This window comes from Aporhodopirellula aestuarii (assembly GCF_023701485.1).
GTDB lineage: Bacteria > Planctomycetota > Planctomycetia > Pirellulales > Pirellulaceae > Rhodopirellula > Rhodopirellula aestuarii.
Genome location: NZ_JAMQBK010000039.1, coordinates 59,868 through 85,139, shown reverse-complemented (window position 1 = coordinate 85,139; position 25,272 = coordinate 59,868). Strand labels below are relative to the sequence as shown.

Here is a 25,272-nt window from a genome sequence, read left to right as displayed (position 1 = left end):
TTAAGAAATCCATGTCCGCCATCACCCGACGCGTCAATCGATTGCTCGACAGCCACAGCATCTCCGAAGAAGATCTTCGCGAGGTCGTCGAGCAATACGAAGGCGAGTTATCGATCGTCAATCAAAAACTCGGCGATGCCGTCGATTTGGTCCGTCGTGGACTTCGCAGCGAGGCGATGGCGATCATTGGATCGTCACCGTCGTTGATCGATCAAGCTAACGAGCTTTCCATCCCGCGGCTCGATGAGTTGATGGAGCTCACGGAGCTTTACGACCTTCCTCCAATATCGGTTGTCGATACCGAGGCGATCGAGGTGCTCGGCGATGCGATGGTCGAATTGCAATCGATCGACGGGTTGCTTAAACGTCAACGCAAACTGGTCCTGGCTCGCGCGCCCTTAGTCTGGCGTCTGCGAACGCTTCGGGCGATCGCAGAGGCCGATCCGACTAGTCCCCACTGGATCGATGACATCGACGCGCACGAGAAAGCGCGGTTGAAAGAACTTTCCGCCGACGTCCAGCAAGCTGTAAGGTCAGACGACCTCGCGAAGTTGATGTTGTTAAAGCGAGAACTCGCTGATACCTGGCAGACCGCCCCGCCGCCGTCGTTGCAGACAGCGGTCAATCGGCATATCCATCAATTGCGTCTGGCTGGAAAGCAAGAAGACCTTATCGCTGCCGCCGCAGCGATTCAGGAATCGATGGACCAATTCGACGAAGCGAGAACCCGCCAAGCGGCCGCCCTCTACACGACGCTGCGTGACGAAATCGTCGAACAATTCGGGCCGTCATCGGTCGCCGCCGAGGCGGAAGTGATCGCGAGCCCGGGGCTCGAGTATGTTGCCGAATTGAATGCCGAGCAGCAACGCGTTGCGGCCCGGCACTCGGCCATCGCAAAACTTGAAAACACGATGGATCGTTCCGGCGTGACCGTACCGCAAATCGAATCTGCGTATCAGAAAGCGATCACGTTTGACGAACCTTTGCCGCCGGAACTATTCAATCGATACCGGGCCACGATCGACGACTTGAAAACCCGTGGAAAGCGAAAGTTTCAACTCGCCGTCGGGGCCGTGGCGGTTGCGACCCTGCTGCTGATCGGGTTTCTGGTGACGTGGCAAATCCGACGTGGGTACGCCGAGAAGGTTGCCACGGTATCCGGTCAACTTCGCCGAATTTTGGATTCAGGGGCGTTGGACGAGGCGAGCCAATTCATCGAAGCGGTCCGGCGGTCGCAACCCAAACTGGTATCGGATCCAAAAGTGGCTGAACTGGTTGTGCTGCATCAGTCGATGATGCAAAGCGAAGAGGATCGGGCGGCTCGCTTTGATCAACAGATATCCGAATTAGAAGCCATCGACGATGAAGCACTCGAACCTTCGACGCTCTCTCGGCTGGAAGAGGAAGCGACCACCGACGATGAGAAACTCCGCGTTCTGAAACAACGCGACCGATACGCACGCTTCGTCGACGGCCGCCGAAAGAACCACACCGAATCGTTGATCAGTGCGCTTCGCGAAACCGGCGACATCTTGCCTCAACATTCCCAAGCACAGCTCGCCAAGTTTGAACTGGATGATCTCCGCAGCCAAGCCGCCAAGCTCAACGAATTGACCGTCAGTATCAAACATAGCCTTGCCGATTTCCCCTACGCCAGCCTCTCAGCAAAACAAGAAGGAGATAACCAGATCCAACGCATTGCTGCATTGAAGACCCGCATGCACGAGCAGGAAGTATTGCTCATTCGATCCGCTAAAGCGCTTGAAGATCTGCTGGCCGCCCGATCGTTGTCCAACTTAAAATCACGAATGGAAAACTATATCTCCGAACTGTCCGTCGATCGGAGATCCGCCGGGTTCCGTCAAACGCTCGATTCGGCCGAGTTCTGGGAGACGGCGGACCTTTGGAATCTACACATCCGGCGGGTGCAGGAGATCTTCTCGAAACAATTCCAACGGGAGTTGATTTCAAATGCGACGCAGTCCGGCGGAGAACTTTCCGAAGTCTGCGTCACGCCACCGTTCGATATTCCGGCATCGTTGCGGGCGTGCATCGATCAGGCGGAACGTCGGCAGTCGATTCTGGATCAGTTTGAGAGATTTCTGGATCAATCGCTTTTTTCACAAATCATCTCCGTAACGCAAAGGGGCGGCCAGGGAGAACGAGTCTATATCTACAAAAACTTCTACGACAGTGAGCGGGAGAAATTCTCGATTGGCGAGAATCAACCGCTGCTTTCGCGGGTGGAAGTCGTCCAGACCGGCGACGGGGCGATCGAGCAGGAAACACTCAGTACACCGCTGGTGATTGAACTGGAACCGGCCGCTAGTGTCGTGACGCTAAAGGCTAAATGGAAAGCCGCCCGCGCCGATGCCTTGGCCGATTGGGACGGCGAAATGCTCAAGTGGCTAGCCAATCTATGTCGCCGTGAAAAACTCGATTCGACGATCAAAGAAATCTTGCTGGCCCAAGCAATTGAAAAGATCATGGAAGGTTCAGCGGCCCGGGATCAATTCGCCAAAGTCCATCATGCCCTCGTCGCTCGCCAGGCGGATTGGGAGGACTGGCATCGACCGGCGGCACGCTCGGTGCGGCCGACCGACTTGGTCGTCCAGAAAATAATGCCGGCTTTGTCTGCCCTTTATCAAGCCCATCGCGACCCGCGGCAAGAAGCCAAACGACTGGCTCACATGCGAATTCGGCCCGTCGGAATTTGGGATATCGTCGGCGGGTCGAAACTGAGTAGTCCGGCGTCCACGCGGGTCGTTCACTACTGGGAACCCACAGAATCGCTGGGGTCAGGCATATTGATGGTCGTTCGCCGAGATTCTGCCGATCCGCTCAAATGCCGATGGATCCCCTTCGGAACATTCGAAAGTGGCCAAATGAAAGTCACCGACTCATCGATTGCCATGACCGCAGGGGAACCAATTTTTCTCAGCAGCGGAACGGCGACGCCTGTGGCGATCAATCTGCCTAGTCACCAACACTCCCTTGTGAGCGTCTCTCCATGAGTTCCACCGCCGAAGCCTACGAAAAATTCCAGGTCCGTCGTCAGGGACGTCGTCTTGGTCCGTTTGACCGGACGCAGATTGATCGCATGATCTCGCGGCAACAATTGGGCCCCAAGGATGAAATTTCCCCGGCCGGAAACAATCAATGGAAGCGGATCGATCAGTGGCAATTGGAGCAACAATCGTCCGGCACGCGGGGATCAACGAACGATGACGTCATCGTCGAAGAAACCGGCCCTTCCAAAGTCACTGGGAACTCCCAGCCTGCTTCGGATCCCGCCACAGTGGCCGACGCACCGGCCGGTGATTGGTACATCGCCATCGACGGCAATCGGCAGGGACCAATCGACGAACATACATTGGGACGCTGGATCAGCGAGCGACGCATCAATGCCGAAACACCTGTGTGGCGCCACGGCATGGAACACTGGAAGCCCGCCCGCGAAGTCTTGCCAGCTGCATTGATCATGTCTCAGCCGGCTGTAACCCGCGATCTGGCTTCAAGCTTTACGTCGTCCCCGGCGGTCACCGATTCGGACGATGGGGGTTACGCGCTACGCGACCTACGTTCGCGGCGTGCGTTCTGGGTGCTGACCGTTTGCATCATCACGTACATATTCGCGGCCGAATCTTTCGCTGCGGGACTCTTCCAAATCTACACCGCGGTGGCAGCCCGACGATTCGAAAGTGGCGGGCTAATCGCACTATGGGCCGTAAGCTCGCTGATCTTTTCCGGCCTGCTGCTGATGACAGCGATCGAAATGACCAAGCTCCTTTCAAAGATGAACCGTCGAGGCGAATCGAATGACTCCGTCGCCATCGCCCGGCACGAACACCGGCTATGGCTGTTTGCCGGACTATCGGCCGCGTTTATTATCGCTAATCAAATCGTCTTGGCCATTTTTCTTTTAATCACCATCGCCCAAACGACTTAGGGTAACCTGATGCAAGCCTCCAATCCTTGGCCGCACTCGCCCGAGCGTTTGTCCGTCCGCCAAGGCGACCCCGAAGCGATGTTCGGTTTATCGCCCGCGGCGGGGACGTCCGTCCGTACCGCGTTCTGCGGTCTGATCGCGTTGATCCTAACCGCAATTTTCTTCGGTATCCTTTCATCGCTACCCGCGAGCCCGTTTCGATCGATGATGCTGGACCGCGGACCGACGCAGTACGCCGCGGTGTTGCTGGGTTTTTGGGCGGCCGTGATTCTGATCTTCAAACGCATGAAACTATCAGTCCAGCGCCGCGCGTTGGCCCGGCCGGTTGTACCGGAAAATCAACGCTTCGTGCTGACCCGACAGACCGCCCCGGACGTACTGACGACGATCCACGCAATCGCGGACTTCCCCGATCAGTTTCTAGTCTTTCGTAGAATTTTGATCGCTTTGTCGAGCTTGAAAAACCTGGGACGCATCGGTGACGTTGACGAGGTTTTGCAATCGATGGCAGATCGCGATGAGTCGGCGTCGGCGACCTCGTTCGGGATGCTCTCCGGTTTCCTGTGGGCGATTCCGGTGTTGGGTTTCATCGGAACCGTACTGGGGCTTGCCGGCGCGATCGGCAATTTCTCGGCACTGCTGACCGACGACAGCGACGTGGCGGGGATCATCGGTTCGCTTCGGGAGGTGACCGGGGGACTATCGACGGCGTTTGAAACGACTTTGGTCGCGTTGGTCATCGCGTTGTTCTTGCAGCTTTGGATCACGGTACAAAAGAAAGCCGAAGAGGAGTTCCTGGATCAGTGCCAGGATTACTGCCTCAGTCAAATTGTTTCCCGCATGCGGGCCGACGACGCAACGCAAGGTTTGCAAGAGGCACCGCCGGAGTTGAGTCCGTCGCCGCAAGCGACGATACCAGCGAGCGCATCCGCCGCAACTTCCCAAGGGAGGTGATTGATGCGTCGAAAATCTGGCGGGCCGGGCGTATCCTTCTTTGCGTTTCAAGACATCATCACCGCCGTGGTAGGGATCTTTATCCTGATCACGCTGATCATGATCTTGGAATTACTCGAAAAGGTCGAAGCGGCGTCACGAACCCCCGCCGGGGATGCCGCCGCGATCATGCGAGTCATTGACCAAACCCGCGCTGACGCCGATGCGATTGAAGCCGAACTTCAACAAATGCGGCAGCGTCAACAGAAAGAGAATCAGGCGATCGCGATGTCATCGACAGTGACTGAGGAAGTGCTGCTCGAGCGAATCGAAAAACAGCAAAGCCGCAATGAACAACTCACCAGTCAACTCGCCGCCGTTGAGCGACAAATTGAGGACGCCGAGTCGAGGTACCAATCTGCCCGGCTACAAGCCGAAGCGGCAATGCGGAAGATCGAGGCTGAGAATCGGCAGGTGCAATCGACGCTCGCCGACTTCAAGGCTCGCACCCAAAGGCTTGCAGGCAATGATTCCCCGCTATACAACGACAGACTTCGTGATGGACGCGCCTTAGTCATCGTGCGTTTGGGCGAGCATCCCAGTCGGTCTGCACGCCTTTCAATGCGGGAAGGCGATCGTGAGGTCAATCGCGCCTTTGTCGACGTCGAAGACTTGATCAGGGCGATCAAACAACGCGACGCTCAGAAGTCTCACTATCTGGTTTTGGTCGCTCCCGGTGGTGCCGAAGACTTTCAAACCTTGCGCGAATATTTCGACTCCACCCAAGGTTCGTCTCTGTTCGGATCTCGTAATCTGTCTACGTCCATCCGTTACGGATTCGATGTCATCGGTAGTGACGCGGATATTCAACTGTTATTTGAACTGGATCAAGGATGAAACGTCGCGAATCCGATCAAGGCGATAGTTTCGACCTGTTTCTGGACACGATTTGCAATACGTTTGGCGGCATCGTCTTCTTGGCCATCTTAGTAGCGCTGTTGGCGAGAATCCGGCACGACCCGAGCGGCTCCGAATCCGCGGACCAACCAGTCACAGCGTTGACGATGCGAACGCTCGAACTGGAATTCAGTCAGCAACAAAGTCGCTTACTCGATTTGCAAAGCGTCCGTGACGCGACGCCCGAATTCCAGTTTGATTCTGAAGTGTCCAACCTCGTCGATCGACGCGACGAACTGGAGGATCTTTCCGCGACCGAAAAGAAACTCATCGAGCAGCGGCAGCAGCTCGGCAAAAAATTGATGGACATCGCCGCCGAAACCGCCACGATTCCCGAGCAAGTGGAACAAGCGGAGAAAGAACTCGAAGTAGCCAGCGTCGAACTGGCGACCGCGAAAGCCGAGTGGCAAATCGTTCGAAAAGAGAAGTCAAAAACGATGCAGGTCCCATTAGAACGTCGAGGTGCCGGGACACGTGGAATCATATTGCTTTCGGGCGAAGAATTATTTTTGGTCGCGTCGCCTGATGATGAGAAAGGCGACTTCTTCGACAAACACGTCATATCCGCCCCTATCCCGGGCACTGGGTCAGACGGTTACAGAATCACGCCTCGATACGGAAAAGGTATCACCTTGGGCAGCGAAAAATCGATCATCGCCATTCGCGAAACTGCCCGTCGCCTGTCACGTGAAGACGGCACGCTCATCATCGCCGTCTACCCGGATAGTTATCACCATTTCGGACCGGTCCGTGACGCATTCAAATCCTTCGGCATGAATTACGACCTATGGGTACAAGGCGAAGGCGAACCGCTTGAAGTCGTCTATGGCAATGGACGAAGCCGGGTGCAGTAGGGGTGACCGGACCCGAACCTGGATTCCGAATTAGGAGCTGGCTTCTTAAACCCGGCGTGCTTGCCAATTCCGCCACGGCTTCTTGGGGAAGGGCGTTGGCGTTCGGAGTTAGAGAGCCCCAAAACGGCAGGGCCATCGTTGCATCCTCTTTGTCTCAAAGACATTACCCTCATCCGTCTTTGAAAAAAGACTCATCGCAATTTGCCAAACGACTCAACAATATCTATATTTCGCATGACCCAACCCGCCCGTCTGAGGGCCCCCGTGCTAACCCGAAGGTTCTGGCATGCACTGTTATCCTCTTATCGTTGAGCCATGTCACGTTTTAAAGCAAGCGTCATTTTACGGCGTCGCTTTATGGCTTGCTTGTTCGGTGGCTACGGTGAGCCCGACCTCGGCACAAAACCTGTCTCAACGCCGGAGTTGGACCGACGTCAGCGGTCGGCACTCGGTCGACGCCCAGATGGTTGACTTCAACGAAATTGCCGTCAAGCTTCACACCGGCAAACGAGCCGTTGTGATGCAAAGAAACAAGCTCAGCAAAGCCGACCGTGAGTACCTCGAAGCTTGCGACATTCTTCGTCAGTCGGCCGATCAAGCGAGTAGCATTGTTTCGCAGCTCGAAACCGATAATTTGCGAAACGCTTCGTTGATGGCTGCCCTTGAAGCAATCGGTAAGTCGTCTCCCAGTGGACTCGTTTCGGACTTCTACCTTGGTGGCCTCAAGCCGGTACAGACGCGAAAGGAAGTGGAGATCAAAGAAGCGATTCGGATCAACCAAAGAGTTATTTCCGCGATCAAAAAAGTTCAACAGCATTTTCCAGGCGTTCACACCAAAACGCTCGCTTCAGTCTACAACAACCAAGCCGTCGTCGCGGCTCGAAACGGCAGTGCCGAAGGCTTCGCCAATTTTCTCAAACTGTCCGGCGAAGCCACGCCGGGGACGCTGTCGTTCGCCACGCACCACAACGCATCGCTGCTACTGTCCAGCAAGATTGATCTCGGGGGTGCCCGTCGCACGCTTCAGACTGTGGTGGGTCTGGGCGATCCCGAACCCGGACCGCGAGTTCAGAGTCGATTGCATTATACCTTTGCTCACGATCCGTTTCACTTTCAGATGGAAAGTTCGAACACCAGTTCATCAGACGGATCGGACAGCGATTCCATGGAAACGACCGGTAACACTGCTCCGGTCAGTCTCGACGAGCTGACTCTGGTCAGTTCCGGAAGCGCCTTCTTGTTGACTCCGCAGTACGCGATGACGAATCGGCATGTCGTTAAAGACGTTGAAGTGTTTCTGCTGACCAACGACCACGGGTTGGAAGTCAAGGCAACGGTCCTGGCTGTTAGCAGTGACGTCCACATTGATCTGGCAATCTTGAAGCTCGACCAATCGATCGATGTCCCACCATTGCATATCCGCAAGAGCAATCCGCGGCAGGAAGAAGAGATCGTGGCATTGGGATACCCGCTTCCCGGTCGCTACGAACCATCGCTGATGTCCAACCGCGGCAGCATCAGCAAGTTTATGATCGACGGGAAGAACATGCTGCACACCGCGACCGTCGAGCCGGGCAATAGCGGCGGTCCGTGCGTCGATCTTTCCGGGCGAGTCGCAGGCGTCAATTACGCGACTGACCGTCAGAACGAAGTCCGCAACTACGCCGTCTTGCCCGAGGACGCTGCGAGGTTCGCCGAAGACTCCGGTGTCGAACTTCCCAGCCCCATCTTGGCGACACACGCGACGTTTGCTGACACGATTGAAGCCTGTCGCGAAGCGGTGCTGATGGTGCATTGTTACGCGATCGCTCGACCTTCTCCACCGTCGGCCCCTTCAACAGGCGGATCATCAGGCGGTGACCGATCGGCAACTCAGCATTCGCTGCTTGCCGACGATTGTTGTCTATGGTGTGGGGGCCGAACATACGTCACCTGTCCAAGCTGCATCAACGGAAAGACGAGCATTCGCAGAGTCGTCATTGTCGGCCGCTCGGTCGATGGTAGCCCTATTTCCGCTCCCAAAACATTCAAACAGGACTGCCCCCGTTGCAACCTCGGAAAGGTCTCATGTCCGGCGTGTGGCGGCACCGGAAACAGTCATTAATTACTGAGCAGAGGAAATTATCGGACATGACTCACCCAACCCTATATATGGATGGAGGAACGGTGTGATATTGCTTTCCCGTCAATGACGAATTCCACATTCTCCACCGGATGATTAACACAACAGGTTCGCCAATCACCGAAAATTCCTCTGTCCAGCTAAGCACGTGAACAGGATTGATTGTGTTTAATTGGCAAGCGAATTGCAGCATTGGTTCGATGGGAATCTCTCGTGGTTTTGCTAGCATTTTGCCTGAAGGTCAGGCGGCCGCCACAGCGTCGTTTCCTCCTAACTTCAACGGGAGGAGTATCACGGCACGGCCTGCAGTTCTGTTTGCGGAAATCAAAAGTGAACAACAACGCGATCGTCTTGTCGAACTTTGGAAACAACATCCCAATCATTACACGCGAATGCGGGGACACGCGATCATCCTCTGTGACGCCGGCTACAAAGTCAGTCAACTGGTGGACATCTTCGGTGTTGATCGCGACACCGCAGCCAGCTGGATCTCGCGTTTTAACCAGGGAGGAGTCGACGCCCTTTTCGATGACGACAGACCGGGCGGGCCGCGAAAACTCGTCGATCAGGAGCAGCGGATCCTCGAGGATCTTCTCCGAGAGTATCCCTCGCACCCGGCAAAGGTGATTGCGAAGCTGAAAGAGAAAACGGGCAAATCGATCAGCCGCAAGTCCCTGTCGCGTTATGCCAAACGGTTCACTCTCAGCTGGAAACGGTTTCGCCGCAGCCTTCGGCAGAAACGGGACGAACGAGCGTTTCGACTCGCTCAAGCAGAACTTGCCGAGCTGCTCGAAGAACCTGGATTGAACGTAGTCTATTTCGACGAAGCTGGCTTCTCCCTCAAGGGAGTCGTTCCCTATGGTTGGCTTCCGCTTGGTGAACGCACCGATGTGCCAGTCACCGGTGCGCACGGCTCGACGGTGTAGACGCTGGGCTTCGAGCATCAGGACGGTACAACCCAGACCTACCTTCACAAGGGTTACGTCAACACGCAAACCGTTATCGACGTGTTCGACGATTTTTGCGAGACCATCGACCAGACGACAGTGGTAATCTTGGACAACGCGTCCTGCCACACCAGCAAAACCTTCAGGGCGTCGGTGGAACGTTGGGCGGAGCGGGGCTTGCTGGTCTACAACATTCCTCCCTACAGCCCAGAACTCAACGCGATCGAGCGATTGTGGAAAAAACTCAAGTACCAACTGATGCCCGCAAATGCTTGGGAACGGTTCAAAACTATGCTGGATACTTTGACATCGAAGCTCGCAGAACTCGGTGAAGTGACCTATATGCCGTCGCTTCAACATTACGCCGAATAACTCCTGTTCTCGTGCTTAGAGAACACCTCCGGAGCCCGTCTGCGGGTTCAGCGAGTATTGGCGTCGCGGCAATCATCGCAAACTCGTTTTCGGAAACACGATGTCGATTCATCTTGACCGAATCCGTCATCTCAATCGTAAGGCAATGGGTGCGTTAAATAGAATATTCGCATTGCCGAACCGCCAGACACGCCATCCTGATGATATCTCGCGATGTGATCCTTCAGACGCGAACTAGATAAACTTCAAGACGAGACGAGTATCTCAAACAAATCAACGCACCTCGTTAACGAGAATTTCAATCGCGTGATTTGCGAAGAACTCGCTAAACACATTGACCCAAAATTGCCCGGCAAGACACTGATCTACTGCGTCACCGATATGCACGCCGACAATCACTTCTTCAAATCGCGGTTGCGTCGTAGATTCAAGTGCAATACTCATGGGTGGATTCCTTGGTGGAAAAGATGATTGCCAACGCGAAACGCCCCTTTCCGCTCGAGTGAGCAGACGGGGCGTTCGGTGGCGGGGCAGTTTGGAAAGAGAAACGCTAGGTTGACTTCGTATAGATGATCAACTGAGCGTCATCACTCGCGTGAGGCGAGTCGTTGCGTGGTGGTGGCCTGAGCCAGTCGCTGGGTTTGGGACGCCTCTTCAACGAGCGGGACGATGACATCGTCGAGCCAACCGAACTCCCACACGCCACTCCACCCTGCAAACCCCAGGTAGTCAGAAACGTTCCAAAGAGTGTCGCGTCATGCAGATGCGAGCTCGCCAATTTTTGATACCGCACAATCGCGTTGGCTACCGCTCCCCGACTTGATGGCCGCTTCTTCCATCGTCGTACCGAAATCACGTCCGTGCGAATGAAAAGCATGAGGGAAAGCTTTTGAAGCTTGCCTTATGACTCCCCTCTCGCATTTGCATGAGTCGCAACTTTCGGGGATTGGTCCTGCCTCTCTACTGACGACGCAAGAGTGCTTAGAATCACCGGCGAAATGCGTCAGTTCAAGACATTTTTTGCGACAGATGAGGAGGCGGCAGTATTGCATGTGCGGAGAGAATACGTGCGGAATGCACAACGGTATCAGCGGGCTCGGGCCTGTTATGCTCTTGGAATGCTTCGGCAGTGAACAGCTGCACCTTCCCGTGCCGCTCAGCCTTCAGGGTGCGTTACAATTCTCGGCAGACGGGAACTTGGAGTATCTAGATGTCGATCTCAAGCGACATAAGGTCATCGCGAGTTACGCGGAATTGGGCGTAGGTGATCGGCTCGGGGAAGCCATGGTTGCCGAACTAGTTCGCGTAGATCTGGCATGGGTCGAGCTTAATAGATGGGTGCGTACCGACACATGGAAACGCCCGCCAACGCCCCCAACTCTTCATGTCCTGCGTGATGACGAAGGCTCGGAACGAGAAATCCTTAAACCGTCCGGCGATCGATACACGGGACGCCCGCCGCTTACGGCCGAACAGAAAGTAGCGTGCTGGCTGCACGATCGTGGCTTCTTACACTGCCGCAACTGGCCTGGGGCAATGGATGCCCACCCCGAGTTAAAGGCGGTTCAACAGCTATCGATCGCGTGGGAGTGGCTAGATGCGGACGGAAGCCATCCGAACCACGAGAGCCGGATCAATCAAGATGTGACACAGGACGCACCAAACCAAGAGATGGAACGCGAACAGCTCGGCAAAGCGGAACCGGAACCGAGACAAAAACCGAAAAGGAACTGGAACAGTCTGCGGGAGGAGACAAAGGACAATCTAATGCGACGAAAAGATTGGCGGACGTGGAGAAAAAAGCACTCCAATCGCAAGATTGCCGCCTACGCCAAAGCGAAAAACATCCCCACCGATGAGATCTCAACAATGAGAAAAGCGATCAGAAACGCGGACGCATACGTCAACCGCTACGAAGTGATCGGATTCCAAACGGACCCCAAATAAGCATTACGAAAACCGCTTGAAGTTACGGTAACGTCCAAAAATTTAAACCTACCGGGTTGTCGATTGATCGGATCCCAACGTCTCAGCATGCCCGACCATTTTTTAGCGATATTCTGACGTTACCGTAACGTCGATTGGCCTTTCAAATCGCTCTGATTTCTCCCATCACGACAGCGGGCACTGGGCCACTGTCCGGTTAACGAGAACTAGAAAGATGGGAGATTGCCTCGTGGCAATATCGAAAGAAAATCCGGCAACAGCGGATGGGCTGTGGAAAAGAAAAGACGCCGCCAAGTACTGCGGGGTGACTGAAAGGACAATTGACCGCTGGATCCTTAGCGGCGTCCTACCAGCATCCGCAAAGGTCGTTATCGGAGGGACGGTTCGGTTCCGCCCCGACGTGATCACGATGCACGTCAACAGCATCGAATGTTCACCAAAACGCGAATCGGAGGCTGCAAAATGAATCAACAACCTCCGAAACGCGGTGACAGTGCGACCCGTCACCCAAAACATAACCGCAGGGTGTCATTCGCGGAAATCAAGAAGGCCATGGTGGGGCGGTGGGGCGACGCAGTCCGCGACGCTGCCGACGTGCCACGAAAACATCTTGATGGCCGTGGACATCCCTGCGTTAGATGCGGTGGTACTGATCGCTTTGCAGCGTTCGCCGATTTTAAAGTGCGAGGCAGCGTACACTGCCGCGGATGTTTCAATGCGGACACCACTCCGCGTCCGGGTGATGGCATCGACACGCTTTGCTGGCTCCTAGACTGCGACACCGCAAGGGCACGCCAATGGATCGTAGAGTGGTTAGGATGGGACGACCCCGAGTGCTCAAGCGAATCGAACACAGACAGTGGCCCACTCTCTCCGCCGCCTGCCATCCGCAGCATATCGCTTCCACCACGCGACAAGCACAATCAGAAGCTCAAAAGGTTGGCGATGTCTTGCTACAAGGCAATGAAGCCGAAGTGGTGGGACCGCCTCTCGCACCGGCTTGACCTGCCCGTCACTGAGCTACAGCGACTGCGTGTGGGATGGTCGCAACAGCACCATGCTACGACGTGGCCGATGCGAGATTCCCGCAAACGCATCATCGGCGTGCGGCTACGATCGATGAGTACCGGGAAAAAATGGAGCGTGAAAAATAGCACGAATGGACTATTTATACCGACGCAGCTTCCGTCACAAGTTGACCGCCTTTTTATCGCGGAAGGGCCGACCGACTGTGCCTCTCTATTGTCGCTAGGCTTCGATTGCATCGGACGGCCATCCTGTAGCGGTGCCGTGCCTCAAACACTGAAGTTGGTGAAACGCCTTCACCCGCATGAGTGCGTAATCGTCGCTGACGACGACACTAATCTCGCGGGAAAAAAAGGCGCCGAATTGCTAGCCGCACGACTAGCGACAGTCTGCCCGAGGGTGCGAATCATCTATCCACCTGGTGGACACAACGATGCACGCGATTGGATACGGTCAGGGGCTAACGCAGACGAGGTACTGCAGATCGTTCACGCATCCACCACGAGATCCCTGAAAATCATGAAGGAGGTGGTGAAATGAACGAGCCGACACTTACACTGACCGCTGATCCCATCACGCCCAACGGGCGACGTACAATCGCCGCGACACTTGATGGAGAGACCTTGCATCGTGATGCATTGTTCCTTGAACGAGCTCGCGACCGACGCAGGTTCATTGACGCCCTCGTGGACAAAGTACCTGCTATCGTTGAGGGTGCGGATGTTTCGCCAGAGGCGATTGAAGACGAATTGCTTAAGCTGTCCGAGCGTGAGAGGCCACATGCCCGACAACCTAAAGAAACTGCATCGCCGGCCGAATTCATTCGGTTTCCGGATGAGCTATTGCCTCCGATTGTCCGAAAATATGTGGTGCGTGGCGCAAAAGCACGAGCAACCGATACCAGTATCGTAGCGTTACCAGCCTTGGTAACCCTCGCAGCCTGCATCGGCACAACACGTAAGATCGCTGCGAAGCCCGACTGGACCGCACCCGCAATCATGTGGGGCGCTGTGGTCGCAAGATCGGGTAGCGTTAAGTCGGTTGGCTACGATTTGTCGTACGAATTGCTGCAACCGGCAGAAGAGGCGAATGACCGAGAGTTTTCTGAAGCACAGCGAAAACACAAGGCAAATGAACTCGAATATCGTAAGAAGCTCAAGGCCTGGGAGCGATCACGCGACAGCGGCCCCAGCCCTGAGGCTCCCGAGCCGCCAATCGCTAAACGCTTTTTAGTCGACGACCAAACGATTGAAAGCATCACCCTCCTCTTAGCGGAAAACCCGAGGGGGTTGTATTTATTAAGCGACGAACTCCGCGGTTATTTTGAGGGCATGGGGGCATACTCGTCGGGCGGTCGGGCTGGGCGTGATGAGGCCCGCTGGCTGATGCTCTTCGAAGGTCGAGCTATCAACGTTGATCGAAAAACGAACCGAGAACGGACCTACGTCCCTTTTACTGGCGTTTCCGTCGCAGGAACGATCCAACCTCGCACACTTGCCAGGGTTGTCAGCAACGGCCAGATAGAGAGCGGACTGCTCGCTCGTCTACTATTGACTATGCCGACACCCCGGGCGAAGCAGTGGACGGACTCCACACTTTCACGAGGGACCCGCATGGCGATGGAAAAAGTCATCGACCGACTCAAAACGCTAGACCATGAGGTCGTCGATGGATTCAGAAAGCCAATCGTACTACCACTCACCGACGAGGCGAGGAGACGATTCAGTGCGTTCGTGAATGCACATGGAGCAGAGACGATTGCGCATGAAGACGCGTTAGCGGCGGCTTGGTCAAAGCTAGAGGGATATGCACTCAGATTCGCACTGGTCGACCACTTGACCCGATGGGCATCCGGCGATCCGAACTGCGAGCACGATGGGCCCGTGGGACTGCAGAGCATCGAGATCGGCATTGAAATGTCGAGATGGTTCGCTCACGAAGCAGAACGTGTCTATAACGCGATCGGTATTGCGACACACTGTGAGCCCAACGGGACGAGCCCCCATGTCAACCGCCTCGCAGAGTGGATTGCGACACACGGCGGATCGGCAAGCGAACGTGAGATCCGCCGCGGCCCCAGACGCTACCGTGGAGGCAATCACATTGAAGAGGATTGCCGGGAACTCATTGCCTCAGGGCGAGCGTCTTGGAGGGTAACCCGCAAAACACGGCGACTCGTATTACGAGAGACTAGCGACACCGGCGACGGTGACACGTCACCGGCAAAGACAAGGATTCCAACAAACGCGTCGCCAACCACAGGGGCGGACAAAAAGCCTGTTCGCAGACCCAGGAAGACACCGACCGGCGACACTTTAGCGGCGGCAAAACGGAAACGAGCCAGAGAGTCGCCGTCGCCGGGGACGACTGGTAAAAAGCGTCGAAAAAAGAGGACTAAAAGATCGACGGAGCTAGCACCATGATCTTCGCGTTAAACATACAGTTCTTTACTTCGTGAAATGAACTCAGGAGCAGCTTAAGTAGAGAAACCAATTGACCTTGCTGCACCTGCCAAACATTTACCCCTGGACTGATTGTCCAAGGCCACACGGGCCGAGCACGCTCGGCCCTTCTTTACCTTTTTGCAAAACCACGGATCAGCAAACTTACGATGCCCGTGGGCGAACTAGGCGTGACGCACGATAGCCTCCATGCTAATCAACGCAAGACGACTGAACATACGACAAGGAATCATTATCGATGGCGAACAAACCCAAGCGACGAAAGAACGGCACCTTCGAATACCAGTACCAAAGCCTTGAACTTGACGATGCCGGTCAGCGGAAGCGCGCGAGCTTCTACATGCCTCCCGAGATCAGGACCGTGCGGCAAGCCGAAGAATTCGCCTCCCGTATCCAGCACATCGTTGATCGCCTGTGGCTCGGGAGCGAGATCGACACCGCCGTAACCAACTGGCTCAGCAAACTTGACGGAGATCTCTACGAGCGGTTCGTCCGAAAAGGATTGGCACCCCCGAAAGCCAAGCCCGAGTCGGAGGAGGAACCCGCCCAAGATCGACGTTGGCGATTGCGGGAATGGGCTGATCACTTCATCGACGGTCACGGTGGGACGGCGGACACGCGATCGAACTTAAAACTCTACGCCCGTGGACTCTATCGGTTCTTAGAGCTAAAAGGACACGGAGACATCTTTCTCGATCAGTTCACCCACCGCAACGCAAAGGAATTTGCGACATGGTTGCGGAAATATGGATCGGAGGCAAAGGAATACAAATCCGGCTTATCTCTTACCACGGTCCGCACACGACTACGCAAACTAAAAGGGATTTTCACTGCCGCGATAGATGATCGCAAATTGTCCGAAAACCCGTTTGACGGAATCAGCACCGCCGAGCCCAAAAAGTCAGAGAGCGACTTCAATTGGGTACCGGCGGATTCGGTGGAACGCTTAATCAAAGCGTCGGAGGATGAGGGTTTGAGAGTCATGTTGGCACTCGCCCGTTACGGAGGACTACGCCGTCATGAACTGAGCATCCAACGGTGGGAACACTTCGATCTTGTAAACCGCAGAATGCACATCCTAAGCACAAAAACGGGGGTGCCGCTCACTCCGGAATGCGCAGATAACGAGGGTCGAAAGATACTTATTCGCAGAGACGTGCCGATCTTCGAGGAATTGCTACCACACCTTCTGCGACACCGAGAAATGACCAGCGGCTGCGGGCTACTGCAGTCGACGTACCCTCGTGACATGAACCTAACGAAACGGATCGAGGCGTGTGCTGCTCGCGCGAAGGTCGTCTTGTGGTCGGACTTTTGGCAGAGCATGAGGAGCACTAGGCAGTCTGAGCTCGAACGCCAGGGATTCCAGATTAAAGCGGCCTGCAACTGGCTGGGCAACTCGCCGAGGGTCGCCGAGAAGCACTACCTAATGGCGATGCAGCAAGAATTCGATCGGGCGGTCAACGGTCCATCCGTAATTCCGGGCCAGAGCGCACCTCAAATTGTACCTCAGACGTCGCTGGACATGGGCAGACAAGCCGAGACACAAAGAAACCCCGTTGCGGAAAACACGGGAAAAGTCGGCATCTGTCTCGTGGTGTCTCAAGATGCCCTATCGCAAAACTACCCCGCTAGGACTCGAACCTAGAATGGCTGGACCAAAACCAGCTGTGTTGCCAATTACACCACGGGGCATCGGGGGAACCTTGGGGGTTCCTTCGATGAGGCGAAGTTTAGCAGTCGAATGCGGGTTGCTAAAGAGGAGAAAGGGCGGTTTCGGGCCGGTTGGGAGAAAAATTTTTGCCGGGTTTGTTTTTGTCGGTTTCCACCCAGCCGGCGATCACCTCTGGTCTTTGGTGCCGTTTTGCACACCGAGCTAACTACGACATCAACGCCGTCACCGCCTGGCCTTTGACCAGTTCTCGGGGCTGATTGAGGTGGTTATAGACGATCGTTTCGGGATTGATCCCGAAACTGTGGTAGATCGTGGCGAGCAGTTCGGCGGGGTGAACGGGGTTCTCGATCGGGGCGGAGGACGTCTCATCGCTCTTGCCGTACACAAGCCCGCGCCGCATCCCGGCACCGGCGAGGATTGCGGTGTAACAGTACGGCCAGTGGTCGCGTCCGTCGTCGGAATTATTGTTGCCGCTGGTGCTGACTCCCCGCTGGGGACTGCGGCCGAATTCACCCACCGCAACAACAAGCGTTTCTTCGAGCAAACCACGTTGGTCGAGGTCCTCGATCAATGTGCTCAGCCCGGCGTCGAGCATCGGGGCGGACTGGTCTCTCATCCGCTTGCTCAGATCTTTGTGGTGATCCCACGAGTGGTTATCGCTGTTAGCAACCTTGGGCCAGATCACTTCCACGACCCGCGTGCCCGCTTCGACGAGCCGACGGGCCAACAAACAGCTTTGCCCAAACGTGTTGCGTCCGTACGCATCACGCAGCACGTCGTCCTCGGCACTGAGTTTAAAAGCATCGCGGGCGCGGCCGGACAAGACCAACGACAACGCCCGGTCATAATTCTGATCGAGTTGGAACTCTTCCACCGCTTGGTTGATCGTCGGCATCTGTTCATTGAGAAGTTGCCGCAAATTGGCTCGGCGCTGCAATCGAACGTCGAATACGTCGTCTCGGAGGCTGAGGTCGTCAGTGCGAATGCGTTCCATCTTGTCCATCGACATGTCGTCGCCGGAAGGATACAGCGTGTACGGGTCGTAGGCTTTACCAAGAAAACCAGCCGTGCCTCCTTTTCCGATGACGTTGGATTCTTGCAAGGGACGCGGCAGCATCACGAACGGGAGCATCGGTTGATCGATGGGCCGCATCTTGACTAGGTTGCTGCCGAAGTTGGGGAAGTCTTTGGGTGACGGCGGTTCGAGCTGACCCGACGGGCTGACTTTGTCGGTCGTGTACCCGGTCATCATCTGATAAATCGCAGCGGTGTGGTTGAACAGGCCGTTGGGTGTGTAGGACATGGACCGAATCGTGGTGAAGCGGTCGTTGAGTTGGCTGAGCCGGGGCAAATTCTCGGTGAACTTGATGCCGGGGATTTTGGTGCTGATCGGTTTGAATTGACTGCGCACGTTGTCGGGAACGTTTTCTTTCGGATCCCACAAGTCCAGTTGGCTGGGGCCTCCCTGCAAATAAACCATGATGATGCTCTTGGCCTTGTTCCACCCCGGTCCGCCACCGCGGTGCGGGGTTTCGGTGGCAGCTTGAGCTGATTGCAATTGAAGCATTTGCGGCAGGGACATGCCGAGCATCCCGGCGCCGCCGACTCGCAGGAACGTACGCCGGGTCGCGGCAAGATGTGGATCACACAGGTCTTTGGCGGCATGACCTTTGAATGACAACATGAGTGTTCCTTGGGGCGAGGCGGGTCTTGTGAGCCGGGACACGTCAGCGCCCGGTTTGTGTAATTTCGGTTGGATGCAATAGTGGGGTGTCGCGAAAGTCGTGGAGGCTTTCGGGAGTTGGGGAAGCACGTCACGGAGTGCCGTGGCGACAGTGGTTGGTGTTAGCGTTGGGGGCGATTGTGGAGTGTCGCGAAAGTCGTGGAGGCTTTCGGGAGTTGAGGAAGCACGTCACGGAGTGCCGTGGCGACAGTGATTGGTTTGGCGTTAGCGTTGGGGGCGATTGTGGAGTGTCGCGAAAGTCGTGGAGGCTTTCGGGAGTTGGGAAAACACGTCACGGAGTGCCGTGGCGACAGTGGTTGGTGTTAGCGTTGGGGGCGGTTGTGGGGTGTCGCGAAAGTCGTGGAGGCTTTCGAGGTTTGGGAAAACACGTCACGGAGTGCCGTGGCGACAGTGATTGGTTTGACGTTAGCGTTGGGGGCGGTTGTGGAGTGTCGCGAAAGTCGTGGAGGCTTTCGAGATTTGCGAATGCACGTCACGGAGTGCCGTGGCGACAGTGGTTGGTTTGGCGTTAGCGTTGGGTGCGATTGTGGGGTGCCACGAAGGTCGTGGACGCTTTCGGGAGTTGGGAAAGCACGTCACGGAGTGCCGTGGCGACAGTGGGTTGGTGTTAGTGGTTGAAGAGGAACGCGGGCGTGTTGATTAATGCCCAGACGAGATCTTCGGCGGCGGTGACGCGGTAGTTTTCTCGTTGAGTGTGACTGCGTTGCACGTTTGCCCGCAGCGTTTCCAGGTCGGGATCGGTGGGGGTGACGGGTTCTAGCTTCTTCTTGCGAGCGAGCAGCGCGGACAGTTTTTCGTCTGCGGGGACGGGCATTTTCGCTTCGACGACTGCAGCGTTTGCCTTTTGGAGCGCCGCGTCGTTGCCGCTGACATAATCGGTGAGCAGTTTGGTTTGCTCGTCAGTGCGGTGGTCAGCGGGCGTGGCTGCGGCCGTTGCGAGCGACTCGGTGATACCCAGCGGGATGTCGCCGTCGTGTGTCGTGACGCTGATTCGAAAACGGCCTAGAAGGTGATTGGCGGCCTTGTGGTTTTGCGAGATTGTGAACCGCAACCGCGTTTTCGTTTTGCCGTTGTCACTCCCCTCAGGCACGTCAATCGGTTTGACAAACTGGAACGTGGCCCAATGGTCTCGACCAAGGTTCGGGGCGGCCGCCCAACCGTTTTGATTGCCGACTCTGCCATCGAAAACGGGTTTGATCGTGAAACCAGATTGCAGAAAATCAGCCTGCCCGCTGGCGATTCTAACAGCGGCGAGCTTCTTCGGATCGGTTGTCGAATTCGAGCCCGCCTGCACGGCGATTTCGGTAACGACGAAGTTGCCGTTTTCCGGTAGCCCAGGTCCACCACCGGGTAATGCGGCATCCGCGATCGCTTCGACTCGAAAACCGGTGATGTGGTTCAGGCTCGTTTCAAAATCGAGCGTGTACGTCGCCTTGGCAGCTTTGCCGGATGCGAGCACGCTGCGATCAGGCTGGACGCGGAGCACGACTTTGCCGGTTGATGACGCGGATATCGGCATCAGCGGAAACCATTCGGGATGGGCGGAGTCGCGAGTTTTGGCAACCCACGTTTTGACGGCTTCTGGAATGCGAGCGGTCACCTCGGCGAGTCGGGCTTCTGCCTGCTGGATCGCGGTTTCGCGTTTTTGTCGCAAAGCCGCTTGATGATCGGCGATCTCCGCCTCTCGTGATGCCACCTGGGTTTCCAGTTCGGCGAGGGCTGACGTGCGAACTGCTTCGCGCCGTGTGAATTCATCTTTCCAATCCGCCTCGGCTCGCGCGAGCCGTTCGACCAAATGTTGATGGTCTGTCTGGATTTGCGCGGTCATTGAAATGAACGCGTCAAGTTCCGCGACCGTGGGCACACGTCCGATCGCTCGCAGGAAGATTTCTTCAGCAACGGCTTCGTCGGTTGCATTTTCGGAAACGATTTTCTCGATCTCGTTTTTGGGATCACTGATTGCCGCGCCAATCGTCGGTCCGCTGATCAACGCCATGACGGGACCGAGCTGGAGGTCGTCGCTGCGTTCACACTCGCACGCGGTCTCGCGGACGGGGCGTCCCAGGCTTGCAAGGAAACCGTCGGGCAACGCGATCCCCGCATCCGTTGCCTCGGCGGCACGTGAACCGGCGGGCATGCCGGGCAGGTTACTGGTGGCACCGGTCAGTTGATGCACAGCATCGTAGATCACTTCCGCAGGCAATCGACGCGGCGTTGCGTGCGAATAGTTTTGATGATCGTCGGCGTTGAGCGGATGCGTTTCGACGGACAAACCATACGTCCTCGAATGACAGATCAATCGTATCAGCGCACGGCAATCGAATCCCGATCGCACGAATTCGTCCGTGAGATAATCGAGAAGCTCGGGATTGGTCGGTGGATTTCCGGCGCGGATGTCGTCGATCGGTTCGATCAACCCGACGCCGGTCAAATAAGCCCAAACTCGATTGACATAACTGCGAGCGAAATACGCGTTGTTGGGCGAAGTCATCCACTCGGCGAGCCTTTCACGACGAGACGGCAACTTGACATCGTCGGCCTTTCGGACCGCCGTCAATGTTTCTGCGGGAACGGCGTTGAGATTTGCAGCATCCACTGAATCGCGATTTGCAACGTCGTCATCGGTGGTTGGTGGCGTGTCGGATCGCAGGTCAAATGGGAACTTCGGAGCGACCGCATCACCGGTGCGTGCGTGCATCACCTCCGCATCAGACGAATCGTCGATCATTTCGAATAGCGGCGTCGCCTTCTCGACGGCGGAACCGCCCACTTTGCGGTCACCGGATGCGGGGTCACGTTTGCGGCCGACATGGGCGAAGAATGCAGCCATCTCGTAATATTGGTCTTGGGTCCATCGTTCAAACGGATGGTCGTGGCACTTGTTGCAATTGAATCGGATGCCGAGGAACAGATGCGTGGTGTTCTCCATCGTTTCTTCCGGCGTCCTGAGCACTTTGTAGTAGGACGCGGGCGGGTTGGATTGATTGGATCCCGTCGCGGTCAGAATCTGTCGTGCAAACTCGTCGTAGGGGCGGTTCTCGGCGATCGCATCGCGAATCCATTGGCGGTACGTTTTGCTGCCTTCGACACCCAAGAATTTTCGATTGACTTGGAGCAAGTCAGCCCATTTGTTGGTCCAATAGACAACGAAGTCATCGTTACCGATGAGTTGATCAACGACCTTGGCACGTTTTTCTTGGACCGGAGTCGGGTCGGCCAAAAACGCTCGGACGGCGTCGCTCGACGGAGGTAATCCGGTGAGGTCGAGATGAACGCGGCGTAGGAACGTTGCATCGTCGGCGATATCGCTGGGCACGATCTTCATGCGTTCCCATTTCTGCGCTACGAGTTCGTCGATTCGGTTCCATGACGGGACATCCGGTTGTTCATAACCGGTTCGGTCACCCATGACGGTAAGCGTGGTGGCAGCGTAGGCTCCCTCGAATCGAGCGAGCACGGGAGCTTCGCCGCGGCGGACGGCGTGAAGCACGCCACCGGCACGGGGCGTCGCGACTTCGCTGTTGCCGCTTTCGATAAACGCTTCGCGGGTGACATCACGAGACGAACCGTCCGTGTACGTGGCAACGACGCGAACCTGCTGTCTCGCGTTGATCGACTGCACGACGGGGTTACTGGGAAACAATTCAATCGATGCCACGCGTGGTGTCTCGAGTCGCAACTGAGAACCCGCCGCAATCCATTGCCGCAGCACGGCGTGGTACGGATCTCCGCTGGACATCAATGTGCCACCTTCGTGAGGAGTCAACCCGAGCGGTTTGCGCAGCATCATCGAATCCTCCGGTGCAGCGGGATTGATCCGCCGCGCGGCGAGGTCATCAGTGAGTGCGCGGATGTCGAAAATCGGGTCGTAACCTCGTAGCGACAAACGGAATCCGTTCTTGCCTTTTTGTGCTCCGTGACAGGTTCCTTGATTGCACCCCAGACGGCTGAGCACGGGATTGACGTCGCGGATGAAGTCGACATCAAACTCGGTTTGCCCAGTGCTTTTGAATGGGATTTTCACAACATGTCGACCAAACTGAACACTCACCTCGCCAGCCGCGTTGCCTCGCGGCCGGATCAGCCCGCCCGTTTGAATCGCGAGAGAATCATGCGGATGAATTTCGACTTGGTCGGTGACGTCCAGCGTCGAACCATCCTGCATTGTCGCCATGGCAACGAGTTGCACGTATTCGTAGGGCGATGCCAGCTCGATGGCGGTCGGAGTCACCTTCAATTCAACGACTTGGGCATCGCTGACGAGCGAAGCCGTCGATACCGGATCACTTGCATCTGATTCGAGCCGGACCCGTCCGTTCGATTCTTTGACCCAAACATCGGAATTGAATGTCGCCACTGAATCAGAACCGGAGTGCTCCCAGTCGGCGATCGGGTAAGACTTCTCAAGGATTCCTTCGGGTGTGATGTAGCGAACCAATCCGTCATTGGCGGCAACCCAAACGCCTCCGTCGTCGTCCACGTCGACGCTGTAAGCCGCTGCATCGGGAATTTTGTAGTGCAATGTTTGGGGCGTCGGTTTGCTGCGTGCAGCTTCGATTTTCTTGTTCTCATCCGCCGAGCGATCAGCGACACGTTTTGCCAGGATCGCTTTTTGTTCGGCGGTCAGACCGGTTTCGGAATCGTACTCCCAAACCCGCACTTCGCTGTGTCCGTTGATCGTCGCTCCCGCAGCGATGTATCGGCCGTTTGCGTCAATGGCGACGTCACGGATCCGCCCGTCCATCGCGGGCAACCGACGAATCAGGTTGGCGTCATCACCGATCTTTCGTTCGGTTTGACGGAAGACACGATAGAGTTTGGCGATACCGTCGGAACCACCGACGACAATTTCGTCACGAGTCGGATGAGTGACGACACTCGACAGTCCACCCGAGAGGGCCCCTGGCGTGATGGAGGTGATGTTGTCAACAAACCGTTGTGTGGCCACTTCTGTTAATTTGCACGTCATGTCACGGGCCACGGAAATCAGATGTTTTCCATCTGCGGTGAAACTGGTGCCGCGAATCCAATCCTCATGCGCGCCTTGATAGAGGACTTGCTCACCCGAGGAAGAATCGATCGCACGCACGACGTTGTCGTTGGCGCCGAACGCGACGAGCTTTCCATCAGGCGACCACGACACACCGGTGATGGTGTCGTGGGTCATCATTTTAGAGAGCGTTAGCTGCCCCGATTCGACGTCCCAAATTTGCAAATCGCCATGCTCGCCCGGGGTGCCTCCTGTGGCTGCGAGACGAGTGCCATCGGGAGAAAAAGCGACGGAGTTGATCCGCGGGCTGATCCCAATCAGCCGGTCACGAATTTCTCCTGATTCGGCGTCAACCAACACGACTTCGTGATAACCGGCAGCGGCGAGCGTTGTTCCGTCAGGTGAAAGGTCGATCGATGGGATTGTCGGCGGACCGACGTATTGCGGCGGATGATCGGGAGAAACTGCCAACCCTGGTGCTTCACCGGAATCGTTCACCGCACCTTGATCGATCCATCGTCGAATCAGCTCCACTTCAGATTTGTGAAGCGGCTTTTGTGGGGTTTTGGGCATCGCCGCGACGCCGTCTTCGGACACGATTTGGTCGATCAGATAACTCGCGTTGGCATCACCGGGGACAATCGCGGGCTCGCCCGATTCACCGCCCCGCAGCATTTCGGCGAAATCGTTCATCTGATATTCGCCAAGCTTTCGGGCACCTTGGTGACAACCGAAACACTTCGTCCGCACGATCGGCAAGACGTCAGTTAGAAAGCTGACCTGACGAGCGGTTCCACCAATTGTTGCCGGAACGTCTTGGGTCGTGGCGTTTTCCGCAGGCGGGTCCGCACAAAGTGAAGACGCGGAGAAACAGAGAGCCAAGCACAAAGAGAGAGTCCGAGTGACGAGGCATCGAACCCTCTGACCGGATACAAAGAGACAACTTTTCACGACGAATATTCCTTGCGGCGTTGAACGCGGTCGGTCAGTCGTGATCGACGGCAAGCTCTACCAACGAAGGTTCGCTGTGTGTTCGCCAGACAATCCGATCAAACAGCCGCGTGAAACGGATGAACAATCATCGCCGGTCCAATTCGAGAGGTCCGAATCGGTAGCCAATAGGTGGGAGGCAGGCGGGGATAAACTGAGTCGCTAAGAGCAACCCCAGCTCATCACGCCAGCCTAATGGTGCCAGAACCGCCAGTCAACCAAGAATCTTGATCGTGTCGGCCCCCTTTCGTTCCCGTGGTGCCTTATCAAAACAGCGAAAATCCATCATGTTAGGGGACGTTTT

General features: G+C 56.1%; 17 protein-coding genes and 1 tRNA gene. 13 read left to right on the top strand and 5 right to left on the bottom strand.

Going from position 1 to position 25,272, the window contains the following annotated elements; all coding sequences use genetic code 11:
* The first annotated feature begins 11 nt into the window (after window positions 1-11).
* The 8 genes from NB063_RS14740 to NB063_RS14705 all read left to right on the top strand — a co-directional run bounded on the left by NB063_RS14740 (window position 12) and on the right by NB063_RS14705 (window position 10,134).
* The gene (locus tag NB063_RS14740) at window positions 12-3,014 is read left to right on the top strand and encodes a hypothetical protein (RefSeq protein WP_250929500.1); all 3,003 of its coding nucleotides are present in this window, start codon (window positions 12-14) and stop codon (window positions 3,012-3,014) included.
* The gene (locus NB063_RS14735) at window positions 3,011-3,949 is read left to right on the top strand and encodes a GYF domain-containing protein (RefSeq protein WP_250929499.1); all 939 of its coding nucleotides are present in this window, start codon (window positions 3,011-3,013) and stop codon (window positions 3,947-3,949) included. Before NB063_RS14740 ends, NB063_RS14735 begins: the two co-directional genes overlap by 4 nt.
* Before the next feature lie 9 nt (window positions 3,950-3,958).
* On the top strand, window positions 3,959-4,903 hold the full coding sequence (locus tag NB063_RS14730; RefSeq protein ID WP_250929498.1) for a MotA/TolQ/ExbB proton channel family protein: 945 nt from the start codon (window positions 3,959-3,961) through the stop codon (window positions 4,901-4,903).
* A 3-nt stretch (window positions 4,904-4,906) separates the two neighbouring features.
* Window positions 4,907-5,779 (top strand): hypothetical protein, encoded by an 873-nt coding sequence (locus tag NB063_RS14725; protein ID WP_250929497.1) that lies wholly within the window; start codon window positions 4,907-4,909, stop codon window positions 5,777-5,779.
* Window positions 5,776-6,693, top strand: a complete 918-nt coding sequence (locus NB063_RS14720; RefSeq protein ID WP_250929496.1) for a hypothetical protein — start codon at window positions 5,776-5,778, stop codon at window positions 6,691-6,693. The genes NB063_RS14725 and NB063_RS14720 overlap by 4 nt, the downstream gene beginning before the upstream one ends.
* A 286-nt stretch (window positions 6,694-6,979) precedes the next feature.
* Window positions 6,980-8,797, top strand: coding sequence for a trypsin-like peptidase domain-containing protein (locus NB063_RS14715; protein ID WP_250929495.1), 1,818 nt, complete (start codon window positions 6,980-6,982; stop codon window positions 8,795-8,797).
* A 218-nt stretch (window positions 8,798-9,015) separates the two neighbouring features.
* A complete protein-coding gene (locus tag NB063_RS14710) occupies window positions 9,016-9,741 on the top strand; it encodes an IS630 family transposase (RefSeq protein ID WP_250929494.1) in 726 nt (241 codons plus the stop codon).
* 3 nt (window positions 9,742-9,744) lie between these two features.
* The gene (locus tag NB063_RS14705; RefSeq protein ID WP_261367398.1) at window positions 9,745-10,134 is read left to right on the top strand and encodes a transposase; all 390 of its coding nucleotides are present in this window, start codon (window positions 9,745-9,747) and stop codon (window positions 10,132-10,134) included.
* A gap of 273 nt (window positions 10,135-10,407) precedes the next feature.
* Here NB063_RS14705 and NB063_RS14700 read toward each other — a convergent pair whose 3' ends face one another.
* Both NB063_RS14700 and NB063_RS14695 read right to left on the bottom strand, forming a co-directional pair.
* Entirely contained in the window at window positions 10,408-10,578 is a 171-nt protein-coding gene (locus tag NB063_RS14700) for a hypothetical protein (protein WP_250929492.1), read from the bottom strand.
* A gap of 106 nt (window positions 10,579-10,684) precedes the next feature.
* Window positions 10,685-11,011, bottom strand: coding sequence for a hypothetical protein (locus NB063_RS14695; RefSeq protein ID WP_250929491.1), 327 nt, complete (start codon window positions 11,009-11,011; stop codon window positions 10,685-10,687).
* A 197-nt stretch (window positions 11,012-11,208) separates the two neighbouring features.
* Here NB063_RS14695 and NB063_RS14690 point away from each other — a divergent pair, with 197 nt between their 5' ends.
* The 5 genes from NB063_RS14690 (at window position 11,209) to NB063_RS14670 (ending at window position 17,217) form a co-directional block, all read left to right on the top strand.
* Window positions 11,209-12,081, top strand: a complete 873-nt coding sequence (locus NB063_RS14690; RefSeq protein ID WP_250929490.1) for a hypothetical protein — start codon at window positions 11,209-11,211, stop codon at window positions 12,079-12,081.
* Window positions 12,082-12,295: 214 nt separating this feature from the next.
* Window positions 12,296-12,547 carry a helix-turn-helix transcriptional regulator gene (locus tag NB063_RS14685; RefSeq protein WP_250929489.1) on the top strand — a complete coding sequence of 84 codons (252 nt, stop codon included), beginning with the start codon at window positions 12,296-12,298 and terminating at the stop codon, window positions 12,545-12,547.
* Window positions 12,548-12,899: 352 nt separating this feature from the next.
* Window positions 12,900-13,085, top strand: coding sequence for a hypothetical protein (locus tag NB063_RS14680; protein WP_250929488.1), 186 nt, complete (start codon window positions 12,900-12,902; stop codon window positions 13,083-13,085).
* A 558-nt stretch (window positions 13,086-13,643) separates the two neighbouring features.
* Window positions 13,644-15,530, top strand: coding sequence for a DUF3987 domain-containing protein (locus NB063_RS14675; RefSeq protein ID WP_250929487.1), 1,887 nt, complete (start codon window positions 13,644-13,646; stop codon window positions 15,528-15,530).
* Window positions 15,531-15,807: 277 nt separating this feature from the next.
* The gene (locus NB063_RS14670; RefSeq protein WP_250929486.1) at window positions 15,808-17,217 is read left to right on the top strand and encodes a site-specific integrase; all 1,410 of its coding nucleotides are present in this window, start codon (window positions 15,808-15,810) and stop codon (window positions 17,215-17,217) included.
* Here the strand turns inward: NB063_RS14670 and NB063_RS14665 are convergent.
* The 3 genes from NB063_RS14665 to NB063_RS14655 form a co-directional block, all read right to left on the bottom strand.
* Window positions 17,193-17,264 (bottom strand) — tRNA-Gln (locus tag NB063_RS14665). The genes NB063_RS14670 and NB063_RS14665 overlap by 25 nt on opposite strands.
* Window positions 17,265-17,449: 185 nt before the next feature.
* A complete protein-coding gene (locus NB063_RS14660; RefSeq protein ID WP_250929485.1) occupies window positions 17,450-18,928 on the bottom strand; it encodes a DUF1501 domain-containing protein in 1,479 nt (492 codons plus the stop codon).
* A 667-nt stretch (window positions 18,929-19,595) separates the two neighbouring features.
* Entirely contained in the window at window positions 19,596-24,929 is a 5,334-nt protein-coding gene (locus NB063_RS14655) for a DUF1549 domain-containing protein (protein WP_250929484.1), read from the bottom strand.
* Window positions 24,930-25,272 lie beyond the last annotated feature (343 nt).